General features: G+C 33.3%; 18 protein-coding genes and 1 pseudogene. 10 read left to right on the top strand and 9 right to left on the bottom strand.

What is annotated here, in order from left to right:
• Positions 1 to 14: 14 nt before the first annotated feature.
• From sulP to EA412_12145, 4 genes are read left to right on the top strand one after another with little or no spacing between them, the layout of a single operon-like run.
• Entirely contained in the window at positions 15 to 1,739 is a 1,725-nt protein-coding gene (gene sulP, locus EA412_12160; protein TVR77035.1) for a sulfate permease, read from the top strand.
• 15 nt (positions 1,740 to 1,754) lie between these two features.
• Positions 1,755 to 2,075 carry a rhodanese-like domain-containing protein gene (locus EA412_12155; protein ID TVR77034.1) on the top strand — a complete coding sequence of 107 codons (321 nt, stop codon included), beginning with the start codon at positions 1,755 to 1,757 and terminating at the stop codon, positions 2,073 to 2,075.
• Positions 2,076 to 2,085: 10 nt separating this feature from the next.
• Entirely contained in the window at positions 2,086 to 2,481 is a 396-nt protein-coding gene (locus tag EA412_12150) for a rhodanese-like domain-containing protein (protein ID TVR77033.1), read from the top strand.
• 12 nt (positions 2,482 to 2,493) lie between these two features.
• Positions 2,494 to 2,697 carry a hypothetical protein gene (locus tag EA412_12145; GenBank protein ID TVR77032.1) on the top strand — a complete coding sequence of 68 codons (204 nt, stop codon included), beginning with the start codon at positions 2,494 to 2,496 and terminating at the stop codon, positions 2,695 to 2,697.
• Here the strand turns inward: EA412_12145 and EA412_12140 are convergent.
• The 3 genes from EA412_12140 to EA412_12130 form a co-directional block, all read right to left on the bottom strand.
• Entirely contained in the window at positions 2,694 to 3,290 is a 597-nt protein-coding gene (locus tag EA412_12140; protein ID TVR77031.1) for a hypothetical protein, read from the bottom strand. The genes EA412_12145 and EA412_12140 overlap by 4 nt on opposite strands.
• Before the next feature lie 66 nt (positions 3,291 to 3,356).
• Positions 3,357 to 4,247, bottom strand: a complete 891-nt coding sequence (locus EA412_12135) for a ParB/RepB/Spo0J family partition protein (protein TVR77030.1) — start codon at positions 4,245 to 4,247, stop codon at positions 3,357 to 3,359.
• The gene (locus EA412_12130; GenBank protein ID TVR77029.1) at positions 4,248 to 5,048 is read right to left on the bottom strand and encodes a ParA family protein; all 801 of its coding nucleotides are present in this window, start codon (positions 5,046 to 5,048) and stop codon (positions 4,248 to 4,250) included.
• 206 nt (positions 5,049 to 5,254) lie between these two features.
• On the opposite strand from EA412_12130, the gene EA412_12125 reads away from it, so the two are divergent.
• Complete coding sequence (locus EA412_12125; protein ID TVR77028.1) at positions 5,255 to 5,806, top strand: NADPH-dependent oxidoreductase; 552 nt, start codon at positions 5,255 to 5,257, stop codon at positions 5,804 to 5,806.
• Positions 5,807 to 5,862: 56 nt separating this feature from the next.
• Positions 5,863 to 6,450, top strand: a complete 588-nt coding sequence (locus EA412_12120; protein ID TVR77027.1) for a hypothetical protein — start codon at positions 5,863 to 5,865, stop codon at positions 6,448 to 6,450.
• A 30-nt stretch (positions 6,451 to 6,480) separates the two neighbouring features.
• On the opposite strand, the gene smc is transcribed toward EA412_12120, so the two are convergent.
• Complete coding sequence (smc, locus tag EA412_12115; protein ID TVR77026.1) at positions 6,481 to 10,056, bottom strand: chromosome segregation protein SMC; 3,576 nt, start codon at positions 10,054 to 10,056, stop codon at positions 6,481 to 6,483.
• A gap of 24 nt (positions 10,057 to 10,080) precedes the next feature.
• On the opposite strand from smc, the gene EA412_12110 reads away from it, so the two are divergent.
• Positions 10,081 to 10,656, top strand: coding sequence for a hypothetical protein (locus EA412_12110; protein ID TVR77025.1), 576 nt, complete (start codon positions 10,081 to 10,083; stop codon positions 10,654 to 10,656).
• Here the strand turns inward: EA412_12110 and EA412_12105 are convergent.
• Positions 10,651 to 11,211 carry an inorganic diphosphatase gene (locus EA412_12105; GenBank protein ID TVR77024.1) on the bottom strand — a complete coding sequence of 187 codons (561 nt, stop codon included), beginning with the start codon at positions 11,209 to 11,211 and terminating at the stop codon, positions 10,651 to 10,653. The two genes, EA412_12110 and EA412_12105, sit on opposite strands and share 6 nt — an antisense overlap.
• A gap of 209 nt (positions 11,212 to 11,420) precedes the next feature.
• Between EA412_12105 and EA412_12100 the strand changes: the two genes are divergently transcribed.
• Positions 11,421 to 12,713, top strand: a complete 1,293-nt coding sequence (locus EA412_12100; GenBank protein ID TVR77023.1) for a hypothetical protein — start codon at positions 11,421 to 11,423, stop codon at positions 12,711 to 12,713.
• A gap of 14 nt (positions 12,714 to 12,727) precedes the next feature.
• Here EA412_12100 and EA412_12095 read toward each other — a convergent pair whose 3' ends face one another.
• Positions 12,728 to 13,261 (bottom strand): hypothetical protein, encoded by a 534-nt coding sequence (locus EA412_12095; protein ID TVR77022.1) that lies wholly within the window; start codon positions 13,259 to 13,261, stop codon positions 12,728 to 12,730.
• Positions 13,262 to 13,582: 321 nt separating this feature from the next.
• Between EA412_12095 and EA412_12090 the strand changes: the two genes are divergently transcribed.
• Together EA412_12090 and EA412_12085 are read left to right on the top strand one after the other, a co-directional pair.
• Positions 13,583 to 15,058: a hypothetical protein gene (locus EA412_12090; GenBank protein TVR77021.1), complete on the top strand. Its 1,476-nt coding sequence runs from the start codon at positions 13,583 to 13,585 to the stop codon at positions 15,056 to 15,058.
• Between the two features lie 287 nt (positions 15,059 to 15,345).
• A pseudogene (locus EA412_12085) lies at positions 15,346 to 15,636 on the top strand (type II toxin-antitoxin system RelE/ParE family toxin).
• A gap of 378 nt (positions 15,637 to 16,014) precedes the next feature.
• On the opposite strand, the gene EA412_12080 reads toward EA412_12085, so the two are convergent.
• The 3 genes from EA412_12080 to EA412_12070 are packed head-to-tail and all read right to left on the bottom strand — an operon-like array spanning position 16,015 to position 22,738.
• On the bottom strand, positions 16,015 to 17,460 hold the full coding sequence (locus EA412_12080; GenBank protein TVR77020.1) for a T9SS C-terminal target domain-containing protein: 1,446 nt from the start codon (positions 17,458 to 17,460) through the stop codon (positions 16,015 to 16,017).
• A 12-nt stretch (positions 17,461 to 17,472) separates the two neighbouring features.
• Positions 17,473 to 19,269, bottom strand: a complete 1,797-nt coding sequence (locus EA412_12075) for a T9SS C-terminal target domain-containing protein (protein ID TVR77019.1) — start codon at positions 19,267 to 19,269, stop codon at positions 17,473 to 17,475.
• Between the two features lie 31 nt (positions 19,270 to 19,300).
• On the bottom strand, positions 19,301 to 22,738 hold the full coding sequence (locus tag EA412_12070) for a T9SS C-terminal target domain-containing protein (protein ID TVR77018.1): 3,438 nt from the start codon (positions 22,736 to 22,738) through the stop codon (positions 19,301 to 19,303).
• Positions 22,739 to 22,967: the final 229 nt, after the last annotated feature.

The following is a 22,967-nucleotide window of genomic DNA, read 5'->3' as shown; positions in this document are numbered from 1 at the left end:
AAAAATATTCAGCATTGAATCTAACAAAAATTATACCTGCTGCCGGGTGGATAAAAAACTATAAGAAATCTTGGCTAAACTATGATATTTCAGCAGGTTTAACCATAGGCGTAATGCTCATACCTCAGGGTATGGCTTATGCAATGGTTGCGGGCTTACCGCCTATTTATGGTTTGTATGCCGCATTGGTACCTTTGTTTATATATGCAGTTTTTGGAACTTCAAGATATCTTTCTGTCGGACCGGTCGCTATAGTAGCTATTTTAGTGGGCGCAAGTATTTTGCCTTATGCAGAACATGGTTCAGCTGAAGCTGTAAAGTATGCAGTAACACTCAGCTTTTTGGTTGGGATACTGCAATTATCAATGGGTGTTTTTCGCTTGGGTTTTATAGTTAACTTTTTATCACATCCGGTTTTAGCAGCATTTACATCGGCAGCTGCAATTATTATAGCGTTTAGTCAGCTGAAGCATGTGTTCGGACTCGATATGGAGTCCTCTAAGTTTGCTCATGAAATTGTATTAAATATTATACAGAATATACAAACACTGCATTTTCCGAGTATGATAACTGCTGTTATTGCTTTTGCATTAATATTTTTGATAAAAAAGTATAAAAAAAGCTTTCCTTCGTTTTTGATAGTGGTTGTATTGGGAATCTCTATTGTTTACATGGGAAATTTACATCAGGACGGAGTAAAAGTTTTGGGTGAAGTACCTTCCGGAATGCCACCGTTTACATTGCCTTTGTGGTCAGAGCTTTTAGAATTACTGCCTATAGCTTTTTCAATAGCATTAATTGGCTTTATAGAATCTATAGCTATTGCAAAAAAATTGTCAGAAAATGATAGCGATGGGCAACCTAAAAGTAATCAGGAGTTTATTTCTATGGGCTTATCAAATTTAGGAGGCAGCTTTTTTAGTTCTTTTCCGGTTGCCGGTGGTTTTTCAAGATCAACAGTTAATAAGGAGGCCGGAGCAAAAACTCAGCTTTCAAGTATTATTGCTTTGGCAATGGTGTTAGTAACATTACTTTTTTTAACAGACATGTTTTTTTATTTACCAAAAGCTATACTTGCAACGATTGTAATTTTTGCTGTAATAGGTTTGGTTGATTTTAAAACGCCATTAAAATTGATGAAGCTGTCAAAGGGTGATATTTTCATTTGGATAGCCACATTTTTAGTAACCCTCAGTATGGGTATTTTGTATGGGATTTTGATTGGCGCATTGATTTCATTGATTATTATAATTTTTAGAACTACTCAACCACATTTTGTAGAATTAGGCAGACTTCCCGATACTCCAATTTTCAGAAATGTTAAACGTTACGAAAATTGTATAAAAGAGCCGGGATTTGTAGTAGTTAGATTTGATGGTCCTTTATATTTTGCCAATCATGAATATTTTTCTGAGAATTTATTCGAAAAAATCAAAAATAATGCTGATGTTGAATATGTAGTTTTAGACGCAGCCGGGATTAATCATGTGGATTCAACAGCTTTTGAAATGTTGGAAAAAGTTACTGCAAAACTTAAAGAACAGGGAATTATATTAGTTATAACAAGTTTAATAGGGCCGGTTAGTGACAGAATGGAAAAGGCAGGATTTATTGATTTTATGGGCGAAGAAAATTTTTACAGGGAAGTCTATGAGGCTATATTGGATATTTCAGAAAACAGGATGAAATCAAAAAGTACAATTATCAGTTTGAAAGAGGAATTTTTAAAGGGGAAATAGCGTTATGCTAAGTATATGTTTGCACTAATAAAAAAAATATTCCCCCGATTAATCAGACAACCCGACTGGGAAGTCTTGTTTCAGGAAGGGGCTTTGTTGATTGATGTCCGAAAAGAAAAAGATTTTGAACTTGGGCATGCACCAAGAGCATTGAATATTCCCATGAATGAGTTGGAGACAAAGGCTGAAAAACTAAAAAAACTTAATGTTCCTGTAATTGTAGTTTGCGGTTCAGGTTTTAAAAGCGCTACCGCTAATGAAATCTTAAAAGACAAAGGTCTTGAAAAGGTTTATAATGGTGGAATGTGGTTTAATTTTCAACAATTTTCAAAGTAAATTTTAAAATATGAAAAATTTTATAGTATTATTTTTTTTAACAATAACCTTCACTTCGTGTGCTGGTTCAGTAAATAATGAAAATGTGCAAAATGTATCTGCACTAGATTTGCAGGAAGTATTTCTAAATGGAAGTGAATATTTGGTTATTGATTTAAGAACTCCACAAGAATTTAATAGAGGTCATATAGAGAATGCCATAAACATAAATTTTTATGGAAATGATTTTTGGGATAAGATGTTGAAAACAGCTGATGAGCCTAAAGATATCATTGTTTACTGTGCAAGTGGAAACAGAAGCAGTAGAATTTTTTCAACCTATATGGAACATCGTCAAGGTAAAGTTTATCATCTCAACAGAGGTTTTCAGGATTGGGTCCGCAATAATTTGCCGATTAAAAATTAAAATTTAATAAAAATGAATAAATATATAATTATAGCAATAGGTATTTCAATAGGGGCTGTAGCCGGATTTTTGTATTGGAATCAAATTGGTTGTTTGACAGGTAATTGTTCAATTACCTCAGTATGGTACAATTCAACCGTTTATGGTGCTTTGATTGGAGGTTTGGGGGCATCTGTGTTTTCAGATTCAAAAAAGAAGAGTCAGGAGAAAAACTAATTACCGACTTTCCAACGAAGAGTGAAGTTGACCGAACCATTTTGAAACCCGGTAAAATAAGGTTGACTAACCGCATCATAATTAAATAGTTGCAGGCTTAGATCATCACTTACATCAAATTCAAAAAGGTGTGCATCTACAGTTGCATCAATGATGTTAAGTGCATACAGTAAAATACTCGCTACAACTGAAATGTCTAAGTTTCTTCGATAATAATTTTTAAGTGTAATCAGGTTTTCCGTTGTATAAATATCTTCATAGGGGTCTGTAGTGTCCGGATTGTCATCCAATCGGGTAAGAATTGCATTTCTGAAGTTTCTATACTCACCGGCATTAAAATAGATAGAGTATCCTAATCCTGCAAAACCGGCATAAATAATTGGCAATTTCCAATATTTTCTGTTATAAACCTGACCGGCACCGGGAAGTACAGCACTTAAGAAAGCTGCTCTTGCAGGGCTGTGAGACGGTGCTTCCTTACTGATTGTTTTTTCCTGAATATTTTCTGTTTCAATTATAGCATCCTGCCTGCTTGTATCCGGAATTTCATCAAAGGGCGTTGCCGCATTAGCTGAAAAAATGTAAAAAGACAATATGATTAAAAGGAAAGTTTTCAAATGCCGGTTATTTATTAAATGAATAATGAAAAAACGAGCAGTTTATTTTTCCAGGAAGTCGAGAATTCTATTTAAATCTTCTTTAGAATAGAAAGAAATATTAATCTCACCTCCCTTGCTCTTCTTTTTAATTCTCACTTTAGTACTGAAAAGAGAGGTTAGTCCATCTTCAATTTTCTTTAATTCCGGAGATAAATCAGCTTTTTTATTTTCGTCTTTAGGTTTGGTTTTATCATTAAGATTTCTGGTAATTTCTTCAACTTTTCTTACAGATAAATCGCGTTTAAGGATGTCTTTATAAATGGCAAGTTGCGTGACCGGATCTTCAACATTAATGATTGCTCTTGCGTGACCCATACTGATTTTTTTAGTTTTAATACCTGACTGAATTTCAGGGGGTAACTTTAACAATCTCAGATAGTTTGTTATTGTAGAGCGGTTTTTTCCGAGTCTTTCACCTAATTTTTCGTGATTTATTTCACACTCATCCATCAGGCGTTTATAGTTAATAGCAATTTCAATAGAGTTTAAATCTTCTCTTTGAATATTCTCGATTAAAGCCATTTCAAGCATTTCCTGATCATCAGCAGTTCTGATAAAAGCAGGTACTTCTGTTAATCCGGCCATTTTAGAAGCTCTTAATCTTCTTTCACCGGCTATTAACTGATACTTGTCTGCTTGTATCATTCTCACTGTGATAGGTTGAATCACACCATGAACTACAATAGAGTCAGACAGTTCACCTAATTTTTCTTTATCAAAATCAACTCTGGGTTGAAATGGATTTATCTCAATTTGTGATAAGGGGATATGTATAATACTCCCGGAAATCTTTTTTTTCTGCTCAGGAATGCTTTCATTCTTCACATCCGAATCCAAACCTTCAAGTAAGGCTCTGATTCCTTTTCCTAATGCTTCTTTTTGCTTACTCATTTATTCTAGTATTTTGTCTGATTGCGGAATTTTAGTGATATCATTTTTTTGCAAAATTTCCCGCGACAGATTTAGATAGTTAATTGCTCCCGAGCTTTCTGCATCGTACATAATTGCCGGTTTACCAAAACTTGGAGCTTCTCCTAAACGGGTATTTCTGTGTACTATAGTATCAAATACTAAGGCATTAAAGTGACGTTTTACTTCTTCAGCGATTTGGTTTGATAAACGTAAACGAGTGTCAAACATGGTTAACAAAATCCCTTCAATAAGTAAATCAGGGTTTAATCTGCTTTGAACTATTTTAATGGTATTTAATAACTTTCCCAAACCTTCTAATGCAAAATACTCACACTGAACAGGTATTATCACAGAATCTGCAGCTGTAAGGGCATTTACTGTAACAAGTCCCAATGAAGGAGAACAATCTAAGATTATAAAATCATAATCATCCTTTATCTCATTGACCACCGTTTTCATTATTTTTTCCCGGTTAGGGTGGTTGATTAGTTCTATTTCAGCACCAACTAAATCAAGATGAGAGGGGAGGAGGTATAAATTTGGTGTTTCTGTTTCCAAAATGATATCTGCCGGACGAACTTCATTAATCATACATTCATAAATGCTGGTTTTAATGTGCTTAGGGTCAAAACCAACACCTGAAGTTGCATTTGCCTGAGGGTCGACATCAAGCAATAAAGTTTTATATTCCAGGACTGCAAAACTGGCAGCCAGATTGATTGCTGAAGTTGTTTTACCAACTCCGCCTTTTTGATTTGCTAATGCTATAACTTTTCCCATACGTTGTTTAAAAGACTTTTAGTATACTGCAAATATAAGCTTTTAATATCGAAATTTTGACTGCTGATATTGTTCATGTTTTTAGATTTTTTAACTGTTAAATTTCTTTTTATATGCTAAACTTGATATCATTGACTTAGCATGATTTATTTTTTGTAGAATCTTTAAAAAAATCTACATTTAGGGATAACTTTTTTAGTATTCTTATGTTTGTACAAAAAATTGAAAATATGATACTACTTTTAAACGGTACAAATAGAAAAGATAGCAGAACTAGCATTATTTCCGGTGTTTACCGCAAGATATTAGATGAAAAAAAGATTGATTACTGCTTTTTTTCGCTGGAAGATTTACCAAAAAACTTCCTGAGCAATACTATGTATGAAAAACGAGATCCGGAATGGCAAAAACTAATGGAATCTTATATTTTTCCGGCAGAAAAAATAATTTTAGTGGCTCCTGAGTATAATGGAAGCTTTCCGGGGATTTTAAAATTATTTATCGATAGTTCAGACGTTAAAAAAAGTTTTCACGGAAAAAAAGTTTCATTAACAGGTGTGGCAGCCGGAAGAGCAGGTAACCTAAGGGGAATGGAACACTTAAGCGGAATTTTTTTACATTTAAAAATGTCTGTTTTTCATAACAGACTCCCACTTTCTTCCATTGAAAACTTATTAGATGATAATGGGCTTAAGGATGATTCTACCTTAAAATTGATTGAGAAACAGATAGATGATTTTTTAATGGAAATTCTCTAGAATCTATTTAATATTAGAAAAAATATTTATTAACTTAGTAGACATAAGCATTATTTATGTCTACCAATTCATATTTAACGAACAAGCTTAAAGTTTGCTCAGCATTTTTGCTGATTGCTTTGGGTTTGGTTATGATTGTTTTCTTCTGGACTTATTCCGGAAGTTTTCTTACTTACCCCTGGATTGGAGTGTTTGCCGGAATCGCTTTTTTAATCGGAGGTTTTAGACTATTAAACAGTATTGATGATTCAGTTGTAACGAATAGCAAGGTGATGACCAACCGGCATTTGTCTTCCTTCAAAGAAAACGCGGTTAAAGTAAAGGTGAATCTGGATGAATGTGAAATTTTAACCAATAACTATGTAAAAGAAAATTCACCCTCAGATTATAATAGCGTATCAATTTTTGATTTATTTAACAGTAACGATGCTTCAAATGGGAATCAGGAATTATCTCAATCTGTAATTGTTTATAAAAAAGAATTGAACAATGCTATAATCACCTATTATAGTCCTGTTGTGTATAAGGATGCCTCTACGCTGCGTTTTCATATGGGATCCCAAAAACACACGTATATTTATATAAATAAAGATAATCCGGAGAGTTACTTTTTTGATATTTCTTTTCTGGAAGAAGATGCATGAGCAGGTATAGTGTTAAAAAGCCTGTTGATTTTAAGATGCAGCTTTTAATTCACTAAAATTAACAGGTACAACTTTTGAAACTCCCTGTTCTGCCATAGTTACTCCATAAATCACATCAACAGATGACATGGTAAGCTTGTTGTGAGTAACCAGTATAAACTGAGATTTTTCAGAAAATGAGCGAATTGTTTTGTTAAACTTTTCAATATTGGCATCGTCCAAAGGAGCATCTACTTCATCTAAAATGCAGAATGGAGCCGGCTTTAACAGGTAAAGGGAAAATAAAAGGGATAGAGCTGTTAAGGCTTTTTCTCCTCCGCTCAGCTGATCAATTACTTGTGGCCTTTTACCTTTTGGCTGAGCAAAAATTTGTATGCCCGATTCAAGGGGATTGTCCGGATTAACTAAACTCAAATCACACTGATCTTCTTCGGTAAAAAGACCCCTAAATACCATTTGGAAGTTTTCTCTGACTTTTACAAAAGCTTCTAAAAATCTACTTTTAGCCGTGTCTTCAATTTTATTTATGGTAGTAACTAAGGATGTTTTTGCATCTGTTAAGTCTTTACGCTGCTCGATTATAAAGTCATAGCGACTTTTCATTTCTTCATAGGCTTCAATTGCCATTGGATTTACCTCTCCAAAAGTTTCTATGCGGTGTTTTAGTTTTTGTGTTTTTTCTATGGCCTCAGATTCTGAAAGACTTTTGTCGGATTCTTCATTTATTAAATCATTGATGTCAGTATTGAATTCAATTTTAAGACGCTCTCTGAGACCACTGAGTTTTATTTTAAAATCAGTAATTTTTTCATTTAATTCTTTTAAAAGCTCTTCATTTTGTCGCTGTGCATTTTGTTTTTCCCGAAGGCTTTTTTCTTTTTCCTGAAGTTTTGCTTTTGCTTCAAAAAAAGTGTTTTCATCTGCCGTAAGGGTTTTTTCTAATAGCTTTTTTTCATCATGGGCATTATGCACATTTTCTTCAGTAACTTTAACTGACTTAATTAATTCGCTAATTTTTTCTTCTCCGGTTACTATCTCGCGTCTAATGTGTTTGTTTTCTTCAATTATCTCGTCTATGCGGATGTTTTTTTGGAGAATTTCTTTTTTCAAATTTTCCTGATGATTCTTTTTTTGATGAAAACTTAAGTTCACATCATTGAAAGATTGTTTGTTTGCAGATAATTGCTCAGCTTTTTGTTGAAATTTTTCTTCAAACTGCTGTTGGGATTCATTTAGTGTTTTTAGCGTTTTTTTGCGAACTGCAATTTTTTCTTCTAATGCCTGTTTTTCAGTTTTGATTTGCTGAATTTCATCCGAGATAGCTATGTTTTTGGACTTATTTTCCTCTATATTCGCATTTATCTGTTCAATTTTAGCATGAACAATATTTATCTGTTGCTGTAAAGATTGAATGTCTTCACTCACTTTAATAAGGGATTTTGCCGGGTCAATTCTTTCTAGTTCCTGTTCTTTTTGATTAACACCATCAATTTGTCCTTTTAAATCCCAGCTTTGCTTTTCCAGATTTTCAATCTCTTTTTTTAATTTTTCCAGCGACTTAGCCCTGCCGATTCTTTTGCCTTCAAACAGCCCCACAGAGCCACCTGACAATTGTTTGTCACCTTTTATCCATCGCCCTTCAGAATCTAGCAATACATTTCCTTTTTCGCTTAGGTTGAGGGTGCTTTTAGCTTGCTCTTCAGCTATGTAAACCTTTTGAAACAGGTATTCCAATAAAGGCATAAATTTTTGATCGGCTTCAATAACATCTATCGCTCTCACAGTACCTTCTATTTCATTTGCTCTATTTGATTTTTCATTACCAAAAGCACTGAGAATAAAAAAGTTAGCTCTGCCTTTTGCACTATCGTTAAGTGTTTTTACTGCTTTATCTGCAGTTTCCCAGTCCGGTACTATGAAGTAGTTCAAATAAGGTTCTAAAAAGTTCTCTATTGCAGGCCGGTACTTATTTTCACTGTAAATTACATCAGAAAGCAGGGGGATGTTTTGCATAAATTCCGTCCCTTTTTTCAAATATCTTATTGATTCCGGGAAACCTTCCATATTGTCTACCAGACTCTTCACTAAGGTATATTCATTTTTCCGGGCATCCCATTTTCTTTCAGTAGATGAAAGTTTTTCTTTTAAGCCGTCTTTTTTATCTGCTAAGTCTTTCTTTTTTTGAAGGTGATTTTCTACTTCTTTTTCAATGTCTGCCAGCTTGTTTTCTTCATTTTTTTTATTGGCTGAAAATGTGTTTAGTTCAGTTTGCAAATGTTGAATTTTGTCTCTTTTCTCTTTTTCTTCAACATCTGTTTTTTTAAAGTTTAACTCGAGATTTTGAAAGCGGGCTTCAAAAACAGCTGATTTTTTTTCAAATTCAACGATTTCTTTTTGCAGTTCCGCTGATTCGGATTTTACTTTTTTGAGTTGAGTTTCAAGTTCTGTTTTTTCTGATTCCTCATTCGTATTTGCCTCTTGAAGTTGCTTGACTTTTGTTTCAAGTACTGCCACTTCCTCATCTACTTGAACTTTTAAAATAGTTAGATTTTCAATGTCTTTTTCAAAAGATTGTCGTTTGGGTCCGGCTTCTTTTTCCTGTTTTTGAAGTTGTAACAGCTTTTCTTCCAAAAATTTAATTTCCTGCTTTTGAATATTCAGGCTGTTTTCAAGTTTATTGATTTTGTTATTCAGGTTGTTTACAGAGTGTTGGGATTGACTCAATTCTTTTTCTTTATCTAAAAGAGTTGTTTTCTCTTTTTCAATAAAACTGTTGAGCTTAGCAATCTCCCCGTCAAGCTCAGAAACTTTTAGTTTTTCATCATCAATTTGTTTTTCAAGCTTGTGATAGGCATTTTTTATATCATCTAGTTGAATAGATATTAGATTTAAGCTGCACTCTTTATATTCTGCTTTTAGCTTTTTGAATCGTTCTGCTTTTCTGGCCTGTTTTTCAAGACTTTTAAGATTTCCCTCAATTTCAAAAAGCAAGTCTTCCACTCGTTCTAAATCTGCATCCGTGGCGGAAAGCTTTTGGAGGGTTTCTTTTTTTCGCTGTTTATACTTACTAATACCGGCTGCCTGTTCAAAGAGTTTTCTGCGTGAGTTATCGCGGTCATTCAAAATTTCATCTATCATTTTCAGCTCTATGATAGCATAAGAATCACTGCTGATTCCGGTGTCTAAAAAGAGATTTGTAATATCTTTCAAACGGCAGGGAACATCATTGAGGCGATATTCACTTTCTCCATCTCTGTGTAAAATTCTGGTGACAGTAACTGAGGTAAACTCTGTTGGCAGATTATTTTTAGTATTTTCAAAAGTCAGGCTTACTTCTGCTAAGCCTGAAGCTTTTCTTTTACGGGTTCCGTTGAAAATAATATTTTCCATTTTTTCAAGTCGCAGAGAGGTAGTCTTTTGCTCGCCCAAAACCCAACGGATAGCATCTACAATATTTGATTTGCCACAACCATTCGGTCCGACAACTCCGGTAATGTTATTGTCGAAGGAAATGTGTGTTTTCTCAGCAAAACTTTTAAAACCCTTAATGTGCAAATCTGTCAGCCTCAAAATAGATGATTGTTTAGCATTGCAAAATAACAACATTTCAATGAAGGATGTAAAAGTTTTTTGGCTATTTCTGAAAAATTTAAAGCTTTCTATATTGCTTATTGTAATTTTGGAGCTTTAAAAAATATTTTAAAAAGCAGAGTTATGCGAATAGTCTTATCAGATGAATTATTTGAAGATTTAATTGAGTTGGTTGGAAAGAATGTAAAAGTGTATGAGTATACTTTTGAGGAAATGAAAAATAATTGTGGCTTAGTGTTAGTGGCAGAAAATGAAACTTATTTTTTTACCATTACTTCAAAAATGTTGGAAGATAACTATTCTGTTGCCACTATAGTGTTGAAAAAATTTGAAGCAAAGGTTTTGGAAAGCGAGCAGAATATCGAGTTAAAAACTATTGGCAAATTAGATAATATTCAGTTTTTTACTCAAAAGCATTTCTTCAATCCGGAAGGCGCAACCAAAGTAGAGATAGTTATAGAATGTGCGGTATTGGTTGAATTATCCGGAGGACAAAAGTACATGCTTATCCCTGAGGATGATGCTCATCAGGGAAGTAAAATAATCACAGAAACCGATGATGTTTTAGATAGCATTCGAAGAGTTCAGCTATCCTTTCACCGTCAGGTATTATAAACTTTTGTAGAGTTTTTCGGCGACATTAGGTTTGATCTCTTTTTTATAAAGCTCAATACTTTCGTTTACAATTCTGTAAGCTTCTTGTCTGCCTAAAAAGTCCTGTACCAGCGATTCCTTTTTTTCCAATTTTTTGTAATCTTCAAAAAATCTTCTCATTTCAGCAATTGTATGTGGAGGAAGTTCTTCTATTTCTTTTATGTGACCCACGGAAATATCGTTATCAGCAACAGCAATAATTTTATCATCTGCTTCGCCCTGATCAAGCATTCGCATTACACCAATAACTTTTGCATTCAAAATACACATATGGGGTATTTGAATCGAGGAAATTACTAAAATATCTAAAGGATCTTTGTCTTCACAGTAGGTTTGTGGAATGAAACCATAATTAGCCGGATAGTGAACGGAGGAAAACAAAACCCGATCAAGTCTTAGCATGCCGGTTTCTTTATCGAGTTCAAACTTTCCTTTACTTCCTTTTGGGATTTCTATTATACTTTGTACTATTCTGGGGCTGTGTTCCCCGTATGAGATATTATGCCAGGAATTCATTTTTATTTTTTTGCAAAAGTAAAGTTTTAAAAAGGGTTTTTCAATCTATTTCACTTTAATTATGCAGTATGGAAGCTTTTTTTTACTAATTTCAATGGTCGGAAAAATTCAGATTTCTATCAGAAAAATATAAAGTGTTTCTTTTTTAGAAGATTTTATTAACTTTAGCCGCCTAAAAGAATAGATTATACAATTTAGTAAATGCCTACATGGATGTAATAAGGGGATTGCTTGGGATTTCTGTCTTACTTTTAATTGCTTTTGCGATAAGTAAACACAGGTCAAAAATTGACTGGAGACTTGTTGTCACCGGTGTTATTCTGCAATTTATCTTTGCAGTTGGAGTGTTAAAAGTCCCTTTAGTAAGACAGGGATTTGAATTTGTTGCTAATTTTTTTGTAATAGTTTTGGAATTCAGCAGTGCGGGAGCTGAGTTTTTATTTGCCGGATTGGTAGCAGACACAAGCACATTCGGGTTTATTTTTGCCTTTCAGGTCTTGCCGACTATTGTCTTTTTTTCAGCGCTTTCATCTTTACTGTATTATTTAGGGATTTTACAAAGAATCGTTTTTGTGTTTGCATGGATAATGGGAAAAACTATGCGATTGTCCGGAGCTGAGAGCTTAGCTGCGGCAGCAAACATCTTTATTGGACAAACAGAAGCGCCCTTAGTTGTTAAGCCATATCTCGAAAAGATGTCTAAATCTGAAATTTTTTGCCTGATGACAGGAGGTATGGCAACTATTGCCGGAGGTGTTTTTGCGGCCTATGTGGGATTTTTGGGTGGTACTGACAGAGAAATGCAACTCCTTTTTGCATCTCATTTATTGTCTGCATCAATAATGTCGGCCCCTGCAGCTATAGTAGCCGCAAAGATAATTTTGCCGGAAACGAATCCTGAAAAACTCGAAAGGGAAATAATTATTCCAAAAGAAAAAATCGGATCTAATTTTTTAGATGCTATTTCAAATGGAACAACAGATGGTCTTAAGCTTGCCATAAATGTTGGAGCTATGCTTTTAACATTCACAGCGCTTATCTATATGATGAATTATTTATTTTTTCAAGGAATCGGAAGCTGGACAGGGTTAAATGACTTGATAGTGGCTCAAACGGACGGCAGGTATGAGGGTTTTACTCTTCAGTTTTTGCTTGGAATGCTCTTTTCACCATTGGCATGGGTTTTAGGGGTTCCGGCGCACGATATGGTGCTGATTGGTCAGCTTTTAGGTGAAAAGACAATACTCAATGAGTTTTTTGCTTATGCATCCTTAGGTGAATTCAAAGACGAAGGACTGATTATAAGTGAAAAGTCAATCATAATTGCAACTTATGCTCTGTGTGGATTTGCCAATTTTGCTTCTATAGGTATTCAAATTGGAGGTATAGGTGCCATTGCTCCCGGTCAAAGAAAAACGCTTTCTTCACTGGGCATAAGAGCACTTATTGGTGGAACTTTAGCTGCTTTTATGACAGCCACTATTGCCGGTATGCTTTTTTAATAAAAGCTGAATTTTTACTGAACATTTGACAGTAAAAAGCCTTTGTCCGGAGTCCTCACAAAAACAAATCGTCTTCTTTCGGTATTTAGAGAAGCCATAAAAACCAGTTCCTGTATGTATTCGGTGTACCCATCCTGAGTTTCATTTTCTCTGAATGTCCCATATTCCGTGCTTTCAGATTGGTTTAGCCAAATATTAATAACATCTGTAGTTGACTGGGCAGTGAACTGCTCATTTGGATTATTGAAGTTGAGATTCGTTTTTAAGTGTCTATCCGTTTCGCTGCCTTTATAAGCCATCAACTTAGCTACTTCCTGCACCTTACCCTCTGAGGCATATTTCAAAATTATATCCAGATTTTCACGAATTTCTTCTCTGGCGAGTGTGTCATATGGTTTCATCAATTCCGGGTCTTTCGCAATAACTTCTTCAGACTCTTCCGTCTCTACTTTCGTTTTTTCAGATTCCTTTTTTTCTTTCTCACTGCCACAAGCGTTAAAAAAAAGTGCTATTACAAGACTTAAAAATATTATTGATATGTTTTTCATGTGTTTGTTTTTTAAGAAAAAATTAAAAGTCAAAAGTTTATTTTGGACTAAAAGGCAAAAATACTGTTGTTTTCTCAATTAACAAATTTATTTTTTTATCTGTATTTATAAGGAACTTTAATTTAAGGCTTTTCTTATAAAACCGGCGATATAATGTTATAAAATTTAATTCGAATATTAATAGGTCTAAAATGTACAAAAACAAGCATAGTAAAGTGTAACTTTGCAATTAACAAAAAATCTTTTTATTAAATAATTTCACTAATTATCAGTTGTTAAGCTGTTAAATTTATATTTAGGAGGTAAAAATTATAACAATTAATGGATATTCGGGAAGACATAGTTTATGAAGTTATACAGTCGATGGCTGACAAGGAAGAGAAGTTTTTTGTAAAGTCAGCCAGAAAAAACACCTTTTATTTTACGCTGTATACCCTTATAAAGAAAAAGGAAATATATGACAGTAAGGAATTAGCCAAAGAATTAGAGAAAAGTGGTTGTAAGCAACCTTTGTATAAATTAAAATCCTACCTGAAAGCAGAGCTTCTCCAGTCAATAATACGCTATAATAAGGAAAATAATGAAATTGACATTTTGCAACAGTTATCTGAGGTTAAGATTCTGATGTTGAAAGGACTTTACTCGGAAGCACTTAAGGTTCTCTTTACACTCAAGATTTCTATAATTGAAAAGGGACTTTTTCATTTTATTCCGACCATATATAGTATGAATTACAAATTAGGTATGCTTAAAAAGGACACAGACCCCAATGTTTTTGTTGAATACAGGCAACATTTTGAAGAAAATCTGATTAACTATAAACTGGACTATCTGTATTATTATATAAAGGAAATACATTTAAGAAAATTTAGTATAAAAGAAGATTTAGAGCTGCGTTCTACTGTAGAAAATGTTTTAGATGATCCGGTGATGATTGAAAACAATTCTTCAGAGAGTACATTAATTAAAATTAAACGTTATAATATTTTTTCGCTGTATTATTTGATGGTTTCTGATTTAGATGAGAGCCTTAAAAATGCATTTAAAGCTATAGATTTACTCAATATCTACCCCGGTGCTGAATATTACTCAGATATAAAAATTCCTTTAGTTAGAAATGTTATTCTGTTTTTAAGCAATTTAAAAAGGAAAGATTTAATTGAAAAGGAGGCTCATAAATTTATACATGAGTTAACTGATTTGTCAAAGAGCAACTATAATGCACTTGCTGTTTTATTTCAAATTCAGAATATGCAAATGATTTGCAGCAATGACTTCAGCAACTTAGAATTAAATACCAAAAAGTTTTTAAAAAAACAACGATTATTCAGCATTGATTTCAGAGCCATACTTTTAATGGGGTTTTCATTAGTATATATGAAAAAAGGAGATTATGACAATGCTTTAGATTGGATAGAGAAAGCTACAAGTTTTTGTAAGAAGCATGAACTGCCTTATAGATTGCTTGGGGCAAGAGTAATCAGTTATTGGATTCATTTTAAACTGGGCAATTACAGAATCTTAGACAGCGTACATTTATCTATTAAAAGGCAAATGGAGAAATATGAGATTAGTTCAAATTCGTATGATTTTTTGGTAAAGTACAGTAGGAAATACATACAGGCTTATGATATTACAGAGCAAATCCCAATTTTAGAAAAGTGGAAACAAGATTTTGACAACTTAGAATTCACAGATAAAATGCATTTTGATACTATATACTTTAGTTTTTTTGATAATCTGGAAGAAATGATTAAAAGCCATAAAGAATCTAAGGCAGTGAAAAGTATTAGGTAAATGTGATGCCGGTAGTCTCGTTTATAGTAAACGGATATTTTATTATTTTTTAAAAAAATGCGTTTTGCTATTGGACGAAGTGTTTTCCATTTTATTCTTAAACTTGAGTAAACTTTAAAAATGAAGCGAGATAAAATTATAGAAGCGATTAAAGAACTACCTAAAGAAATTGAGTTAGAGGAGTTAATTGAAAAATTAATTTTTGTTGACAAAATTGAAAAGGGGATAAAACAGCTAGATAAAAAGAATACAATTAGCCATGAAAAAGTGAAAGAAATCGCAAAAAAATGGTAAAAATTGTTTGGACAGAATTAGCAATTCATGACCTTAGAAATATCTATGATTACATTTCTTTAGACTCCAAAGTTTTTGCAAAAAGACAAGTGAATAAAATATTTGAAAGAGTGTAAATACTTAAAAAGCAGCCTAAAATAGGACGTATAGTTCCTGAAATTGGGAAAAAAGATATAAGAGAGCTCATTGAAGGAAATTACAGAATTGTTTATAGAGTTAAACCAACATTTATAGGAATTGTTAGAATTCATCATTTATCTAAAGAAAAGCTAAATATAAAATAGCACTAACTGTCCGTATTAGCTTTATTTAGAAGAATTAGGGCTTTCATCTCTCCTTGCGTCGAACAGTAAAATTTTTCACGCAAGATTCAAGCAGCGGGCACCCCAAGTGCGGAATAAAGGCCGTATTCCCTTCTGCGAAACGGTTTCTTTATGGTCTTTAAGCTTAAAGTTCATCCAAAATATAAATACTAAAGCCTTCCGTGCCGTTAACCAGGCCTTGAGGGATTGTCCAATAAAACAAGAAAACCGGAACGCATAGACTATGAGAAGAAAATGGACAGAGAACAGCCTCACACCCCACCGTCGTTGTGAGCTTCAAAAGGGGAGCCGAGAGGGCATGCTTGAAGTGTGAAATCTCCTGATTGGGGGCAGAGGGTTCTAAAAAACGACCAATTTATCCATCTTTAATACCTGACTTTCGCTCTTAACTGTAATAATATAAACTCCCTTTGTCAAGCCTTTCAGAGGCAAGACATTTTCATTTTGATATAAATCTTGAGTGAGTACTTTCCGACCTTGTAAATCATAAACAGCAACAGAAGGATTTGTAATCTCTTCTGGAAGGTTGATGGTTGTGTAGCCGGAAGCAGGGTTTGGAAAAATTTGAATATTAAATTCATTTACACTAATTTCTTCTACCGGGACAATACAATAAAATGTTGAAGAATATGTAGAAATACCACTTAATGGAATTTCTTTCTTTTCATTTTGATTAATCGTTGTTAAGTCCGAAGATAATCGAGCAATAAATCGCTCATTAGCCTCTTCATATTCCACGAATACAGGGGGAGTAGAAGACAGATATAAATTAGACGATAACCATGCATTTTTCAAGCCGGGCACATACACTTTTTTGGCATCAAAGTCAAAGGGATATGAGGTCATGAATTGACCTGAATCTATATCATAGATGTGTAACTTAGATTGAAAGTTTGTATCTGTAGAGTTGGTTAAAATAGCAATTTCAGAATTTATTTCGTTTATTGACATTGAAGGCGGTTCATTTCTCCAGGATGTCACATTATATATGGTATCTAATTCTGTAATCTGCATGTATGAAAAGCTATCTGTATCAGAATAATAATGTGTAAAAAATGTTTGCAAAGAGTCTTCCGTTTTTTGAGAGATAAACATCACTTCGTTTTCATCTCCGGCAGCGAAAAATATCTCCCCTTCAATGGCACTGATATCAACATCAAGTAAAATTGAACCTGTTTCTACTTTAATATTGTAATACTTTCTTATAGTATCATCTTTCATTCCTATTAGGTGTAAACCAAAATATGAATAGCTGCTTTCAAATATATCTACCAAACTATCTATTTGTAAAGTAGCAATGTTTAATAGTGATTTATCATTTAAATTTAGTTTTGAAAACTCAATTTCATTTCCATTTTTACTAAATACATAATTAGAATTATGCCAATCCGGAATCATTTGAATAATGTTGGGAACAAAAATTGAAGTATCTTCTAAAGGAGTACTTTGAATGTTAAGATCATATTTTTCAAAATAAATACTGTCATTATTTGATGCATACGACATTTCCACCCTAATTGGACCGGTAAGTCCTTCAACAAAAGTTGCCCTTACTCCCAGCAAATCACCTGAATGAATTACCGGTTGTAATTCAATTAAAATTTCTCCAAAATTTTGCGGATAACTTGGAATTAAAGTAAAAACAGTAGGTTGAAAAGCACCTTCAGCTGAATAACCAAAGAAAACACTTTCACGACAATCAGGTGATGCAATTGAATCTTTAATGAAATTTGATAAAAGAATAAAGAAACAAAATAGTATGCTGATTTTTCTAAAAAAATTCATTAGTTTTAATTTTTACTGTATTAATATTTTTTCTGTTTGATATTGGTAATTTTCACCCTCAACTTGCAATAGGTAATTTCCTGCTTGCAGATTACTTATATCCATAATATACTGATGCCCGTTAAAGAGCTGAGTTTCAAATTCACGGACCTGACGACCGGACATGTCATATAGTCTTATAATAGCTACATCGGGTTGTTGCATGCCGGAAGGCATAAAAAAAAGATGATTTGAAGCGGGATTAGGATACACTTGCAATTTTAATTGAAGTTTTTCCGGTGTAAAAACACTGGTAGTGTCTTCTTCATCTATAAGGTCATCGGGATGGTAGTCATAAAAGAATTCCTCTGTACAGGTAGCCGTATGGCAAGTGTCACAGCCGGGCACTACGCAACCCATAGAATCGGTTTTAATTAATACTGCATGTTGAATTGGGGTTTCTTGTTGAATATACAGCATGTCATATATCTTTCCAGTTATCAAATATCCACCATCAGATGCTTTTTTTAAAAAATAAATAAAATGTGGCCGATTTCCCGGTCGTTCCACTAAATAATGATAATATCTTCTCCATAAAGAATCGCCATCTTCAGATAGTTTATGCATACAAATGACTCCTTGTTCCCCATTCCAAGACCAAACGGCATCTATTATGCAATGTCCACCTGCTACATACGTATTGTCATCATTTACAACTAATTGACTATATCTATAATCATTATGCCCTGCTGAGACAGCTAAATGACCATCCCAATGCCATAAATATTGATGATTGGCATCATATTTTGAAATATGTTGCGTAACAAATTGATCATACCAAAAGTTGGGATTCCCCAGAGGGTACATGTTTTCCACAATTTCAAATGCCCTTCCAACCATTACATATCCTCCATCCGGTGTAGGTTGATAGCTTGAAGTTCTGGAAACTCCAAGTTCATAATCACTTACAAAATTGTTTTCAAGACGATCCAATTCATTTCCATCCATATCCGTTATGATTACTAATGGGTAATTCAGAGGTAGATATGCAGTTGGTAATAAGGGATGTTTATACGAATCACGCTGAGAGCCTGCAATTAATATTTGATTGTTCATATAGTCCAGATTTATTTGACCACCATATAAATGATGTTCATGTTTTTTATATTCTTTAACCCATAAGAGTTCCCCCTGACTTGACATTTTGCCTAATAGCACATTAAATTTTTGAAAACTTTGCCAATGCGGAAAACTGTAATAGTCATCATAAATTGTATGACCAACAAAATATATATTGCCACTTATACTATCAATAACAAAATCCTCCACTACATTTCTGATTTCTTGTTGATAAGTAGAATCTTCGACTATAGAACGGTCAACATAAGTAAACCAGTTAAATTTTAAAGTATTTAAATCTACTTCAGCAAAAAAAGCAAATCTGCCGAAAGTTCTAACCGTAGTATCACATCTACCCTGGATTATGGCAGTAGAGTCGTTTAATAACTCTATTAAATGGGAATAATAGATTGGTATAGAATCAATTTTAGGAAGATGTAGAGTGTCAATTAAGTTACCATTAAAATCAAATTTTGCAAACATAGAAAAGGCCGGTAAATCAATATAATTAATAGATTGACTATATGCAGCAAGATAACCGCTATTCGTTTCCACTACATCATATGTCATGTTAGAAGGTATAGAAAACACATCACCACGTATAAAAGTGGGGGTTTGCTGTGCTTTTAGAGAAATATTACTAAAGAATAAAATGTATAATATAAATAAGTAAAGGTATTTCATAAGGGTGTGTTTAAATCCGCTAAGCATATAGGTCTATGCTTAGCAGATTTATTTATAATTAATTATTTATTGTAACTTTGCCATTTTTTAAGATTTTATCACCGGATTGGATATAATACATATAGATGCCATTAGCCACTTGTCTTGTGTCCCAAATTTTTTGACCTTTATACCGATTAATCATAAAATCTTTCTGTAATTTACCGGACACATCATAAATCATAAGTTTTGCATCAGGATAATTTTTCTTCAATTCATATTCAAAAATGACCATTACTTGTGCCGGATTGGGATACACTAATAAAGATACGAATTGTTCATCATTTAACGAAAATTTGTCAGAATTTTGAGCTCTGCGATATTGCTGAGGAGGTCCGGGAAGTTCCGGTAGTGGATCAAACAATTCATATCCTGTAAAATGTAAAATTCCACTGGCTATAACTGCCGGCCAACCTTGTTTATTTGCGTAATATTTGAGTGATTCCAAATCAGTTGTATCAGCCTCCAAAATTGATAAACCTGATGTTGTAATGTTTTGAAATACAAAATCTAGTAATCCGTGATAATCATAATGCAATGCATGAATATAGTCCGGCAAGTTGTCATAGTCAATAAGTATATCGTCCATAAGCCCACCGTAATCCGGATCCTCAACATACAAAAAATTATCCATTACTTCAGCATATAATGAGGGTAAATTTTCTTTCTTAGCAGTCCATGTTCTGATACTGTCCATTTCATAATTAGTCGTATCATTCATATAATGCCTTAATACAGCACTTGCACTTTGGTGTTTTTCCTCATTGAGTTTACTGAGCTGAAGTTCAATTATGCCACGCGGTGTTTGAGTACTCCAATTTGCTACTATGATATCTAACATATAAACAGGTAATGAATTTGGAATAGAGTCCTTTAAAAAATCAATAAATTGATAGCCCATTGTTGCCTCTGGGTTTGCTACACATAAGTCAAGTAACATTTCATTAGGCAAAATACCCGTTTGAGCAGCTTGCTTTATTGCCGTAGTTGATAAGTAAGGAGATTCTGCAATCAAGCCATTATATAACTCCCACGCTTCACTCGACCAGGCATTTTGAATGTCCTCAAGTAAAGAATTTGTATTTCCTCCGTCAATTAACTGATTATAAGAAAACAAAACACTTGAGTACTGTACAAAAGAAGTGTTAAAATTATCTTTTTGCTGATCAAGCATTATATGTGTTAAAACAGAAGATAAATAATTGTTTGAAGGATTATAATTCGCATCACAATCATTGGGATATCCTAATCCTTCGGTATTTACATTGTTTGTATTGTAAAATTCAGGAATTTCAATCGATTCATTTTCATAATAAAAATAAATCATAGGCCAAGCAGATGGATTATTTATGTCTCTGTATGGATGATTGTCATAATCAGAAAATTTATTGCCGGCGGGTACTTCTTCACCCAAAATATTGGTACCTTGATGTAACTTTACACCATCTCCATCTGATGTGCCAACTGCTACTATATCATTGAAGTTATCCACATATTCATTACATTCAAACAATAGGCCATCAACTGGAGCATAAGCAACATCTGGTATTGATCTGTTATTTCCGTTTGCAAGTGTTGCATAAGAAGTTGAAGTAATCTTATTGTTATACAACCTGTTTGGTTCAATTCCACTGTTTCTCACCCAAATTCCAACCTGCTCATTATTGTTGATATCAATTGAGCCTAAAATGTCATTTTGTTCAATGGCAAATCCGGTTCCTGTTTCCACCGCTATTGCACTTAACGTATCTGCATTTGGAAAAGTAGTTATTTCAAAATTATTCAGAACTATTGTAGCATAATCAACCCCTGCATTTAAAATACCTGTACGATTCCCTATAAAATCACTATTTTCGACAGTATATGTTTTAAATGGGTCAGAATACTTTCCTGCCCAAATACCTTGTTTAAGGTTTTCAAACTTACTCCTGACAATATTTTGAGGAGGACATGAAAAAGGTGGATTAAACACACCCGGTACTGTTACACATAAACTGGTAACAGTATAGTTTGCATCTAATGATGTAATTCCAGACCTTTCCCAGTTAGAACTTTCAGTATTTTCATCTAAGTTTAGAAACTTACAACCTCTGAATCGAACACCATTAACACCCCAAAGCACTACCATTCCAGTACCATAATTTACTCCTGAATTATAATTTTCTCCATTAGCTATAAATTCTACATTGTCAAATCTGCTTAAATTTGGACGCAGTTGACTAGGGTTATTAGGGTAGAAGTTTTGATAGGGAAATAAGAAAACAGCATTTTTGCAGTTTTTAAAAGTCGCATCTTCTGCTATAATAATTCCTCCTGTATTTCTATTATATTCATTAGGATTATATGTAGCTATACCAATTTCAGCACCGTCAATGATTGCTCCATTTTTTAAATGTACTTTTCCCTGTTGGTTAATATAGTTAATCGTGTATTGATGTTGTTCATTATCACCCCAAACTTCAATTCCTTTCCAAAGACCATTACAAGCATTAGTTATTTTGCCTCCGTCAATAATTAATTTTGCATTTGGTTCTACAATTATTTTTGCATCATCAGGCATTAAAACTTTACAAGTAATTGTTAATGTATTGCCTGACTTAATTATTAGGTCCTGGTATAATCTTATGTTCAAATTAAGAACAGAATCCTTAGTGATTAAGATAGGTTCTGGAGAATAAGGACAATCTCTTACAACATTTCTTGCATTTGTTATTCCTAATGATCTGTGCATTTGAGATAATTGATTGTCATATAAAAACCTTGCTCCAGAACAACATTCTTGATCCATTATACTTTCAGGACATTGATTTGCATGGCCCAATCCAAGATTATGGCCTATTTCATGTGCATAAGCATCAACACCAGATTGCCATGAAATAGGACAAGCGGGACAACATTGTGAATATAGGTGACAATAATACCCATTATTGTGAGCTTTATACTTACTAAAAGCATCAAAGGCATAAATTTTTAAAAATTCAGAGAAATTTAAATTTTGATTAGGAAATCTTCCTTTCATTAAACCTTTTGAAACCCAGTCAGGATTAGTACAAGTTGGGTTCGTGTTCAAAAGTACTCTTTTATCATAATTGCATTCGCTTCCAGTCATATAGATATTTATAGCTTTGTTATCGCTTGGAGGGTGGATAGAATCCAAAGCATCTGACATAGAACTATGATCCAAAAAAATGTCTGCATCCCATAAATTTGGATCTACGACTTCAACTATATCATGTAGATAAAATTGAATCCTAGTGTCCGGTTGATTGTTTAAAGTGCCAGTTGGAACAATTGTTTCAGATGTACAATCTGAATTTGATGATGGTTGAATATCTGTAAAGGCATCATTTAAATCTGAAACAATTAATTGTAGAAAATCAACATGATTTTGATTATTTGATTCAAAATTTCTTGGTTCATTTTCATCATAATGTATAATGATGAATCTCAAATTCAATGTTTTTACAGGTGTATTTTGAATATTTGGATAAAAGGCTTGAACTTCTTCAAGATTTCCACTAAGAGAGAAATTAGCACAGCTTGACGAAAATACTTTTAAGCTTAAAGTACAAATAAAAAAGGTTAAGATTATTACCCCCCCCTATAAATAATAAAGTTTCTTAATGTTTTGATAATTGTAAAAGTTTAAGTTTAGTAATATTCAAATATAGATAAAATATTTTGAA

It is taken from the genome of Chitinophagaceae bacterium (assembly GCA_007695095.1).
GTDB lineage: Bacteria > Bacteroidota > Bacteroidia > Chitinophagales > REEL01 > REEL01.
Note: the sequence above shows the minus strand (reverse complement) of the source record. Positions and strands in the feature narration are given on the sequence as shown.

Excerpts from the sequence above, each read along its gene's own strand:
- EA412_12090 (TVR77021.1), top strand. The coding sequence starts at position 13,583 with ATGGATATTCGGGAAGACATAGTTTATGAAGTTATACAGTCGATGGCT.
- EA412_12155 (TVR77034.1), top strand. The coding sequence starts at position 1,755 with ATGTTTGCACTAATAAAAAAAATATTCCCCCGATTAATCAGACAACCC.
- EA412_12120 (TVR77027.1), top strand. The coding sequence starts at position 5,863 with ATGTCTACCAATTCATATTTAACGAACAAGCTTAAAGTTTGCTCAGCA.
- EA412_12145 (TVR77032.1), top strand. The coding sequence starts at position 2,494 with ATGAATAAATATATAATTATAGCAATAGGTATTTCAATAGGGGCTGTA.
- smc (TVR77026.1), bottom strand. The coding sequence starts at position 10,056 with ATGTTGTTATTTTGCAATGCTAAACAATCATCTATTTTGAGGCTGACA.
- EA412_12135 (TVR77030.1), bottom strand. The coding sequence starts at position 4,247 with ATGAGTAAGCAAAAAGAAGCATTAGGAAAAGGAATCAGAGCCTTACTT.
- EA412_12095 (TVR77022.1), bottom strand. The coding sequence starts at position 13,261 with ATGAAAAACATATCAATAATATTTTTAAGTCTTGTAATAGCACTTTTT.
- EA412_12080 (TVR77020.1), bottom strand. The coding sequence starts at position 17,460 with ATGAATTTTTTTAGAAAAATCAGCATACTATTTTGTTTCTTTATTCTT.
- EA412_12125 (TVR77028.1), top strand. The coding sequence starts at position 5,255 with ATGTTTGTACAAAAAATTGAAAATATGATACTACTTTTAAACGGTACA.
- EA412_12105 (TVR77024.1), bottom strand. The coding sequence starts at position 11,211 with ATGAATTCCTGGCATAATATCTCATACGGGGAACACAGCCCCAGAATA.
- EA412_12100 (TVR77023.1), top strand. The coding sequence starts at position 11,421 with ATGGATGTAATAAGGGGATTGCTTGGGATTTCTGTCTTACTTTTAATT.
- EA412_12150 (TVR77033.1), top strand. The coding sequence starts at position 2,086 with ATGAAAAATTTTATAGTATTATTTTTTTTAACAATAACCTTCACTTCG.
- EA412_12130 (TVR77029.1), bottom strand. The coding sequence starts at position 5,048 with ATGGGAAAAGTTATAGCATTAGCAAATCAAAAAGGCGGAGTTGGTAAA.
- EA412_12075 (TVR77019.1), bottom strand. The coding sequence starts at position 19,269 with ATGCTTAGCGGATTTAAACACACCCTTATGAAATACCTTTACTTATTT.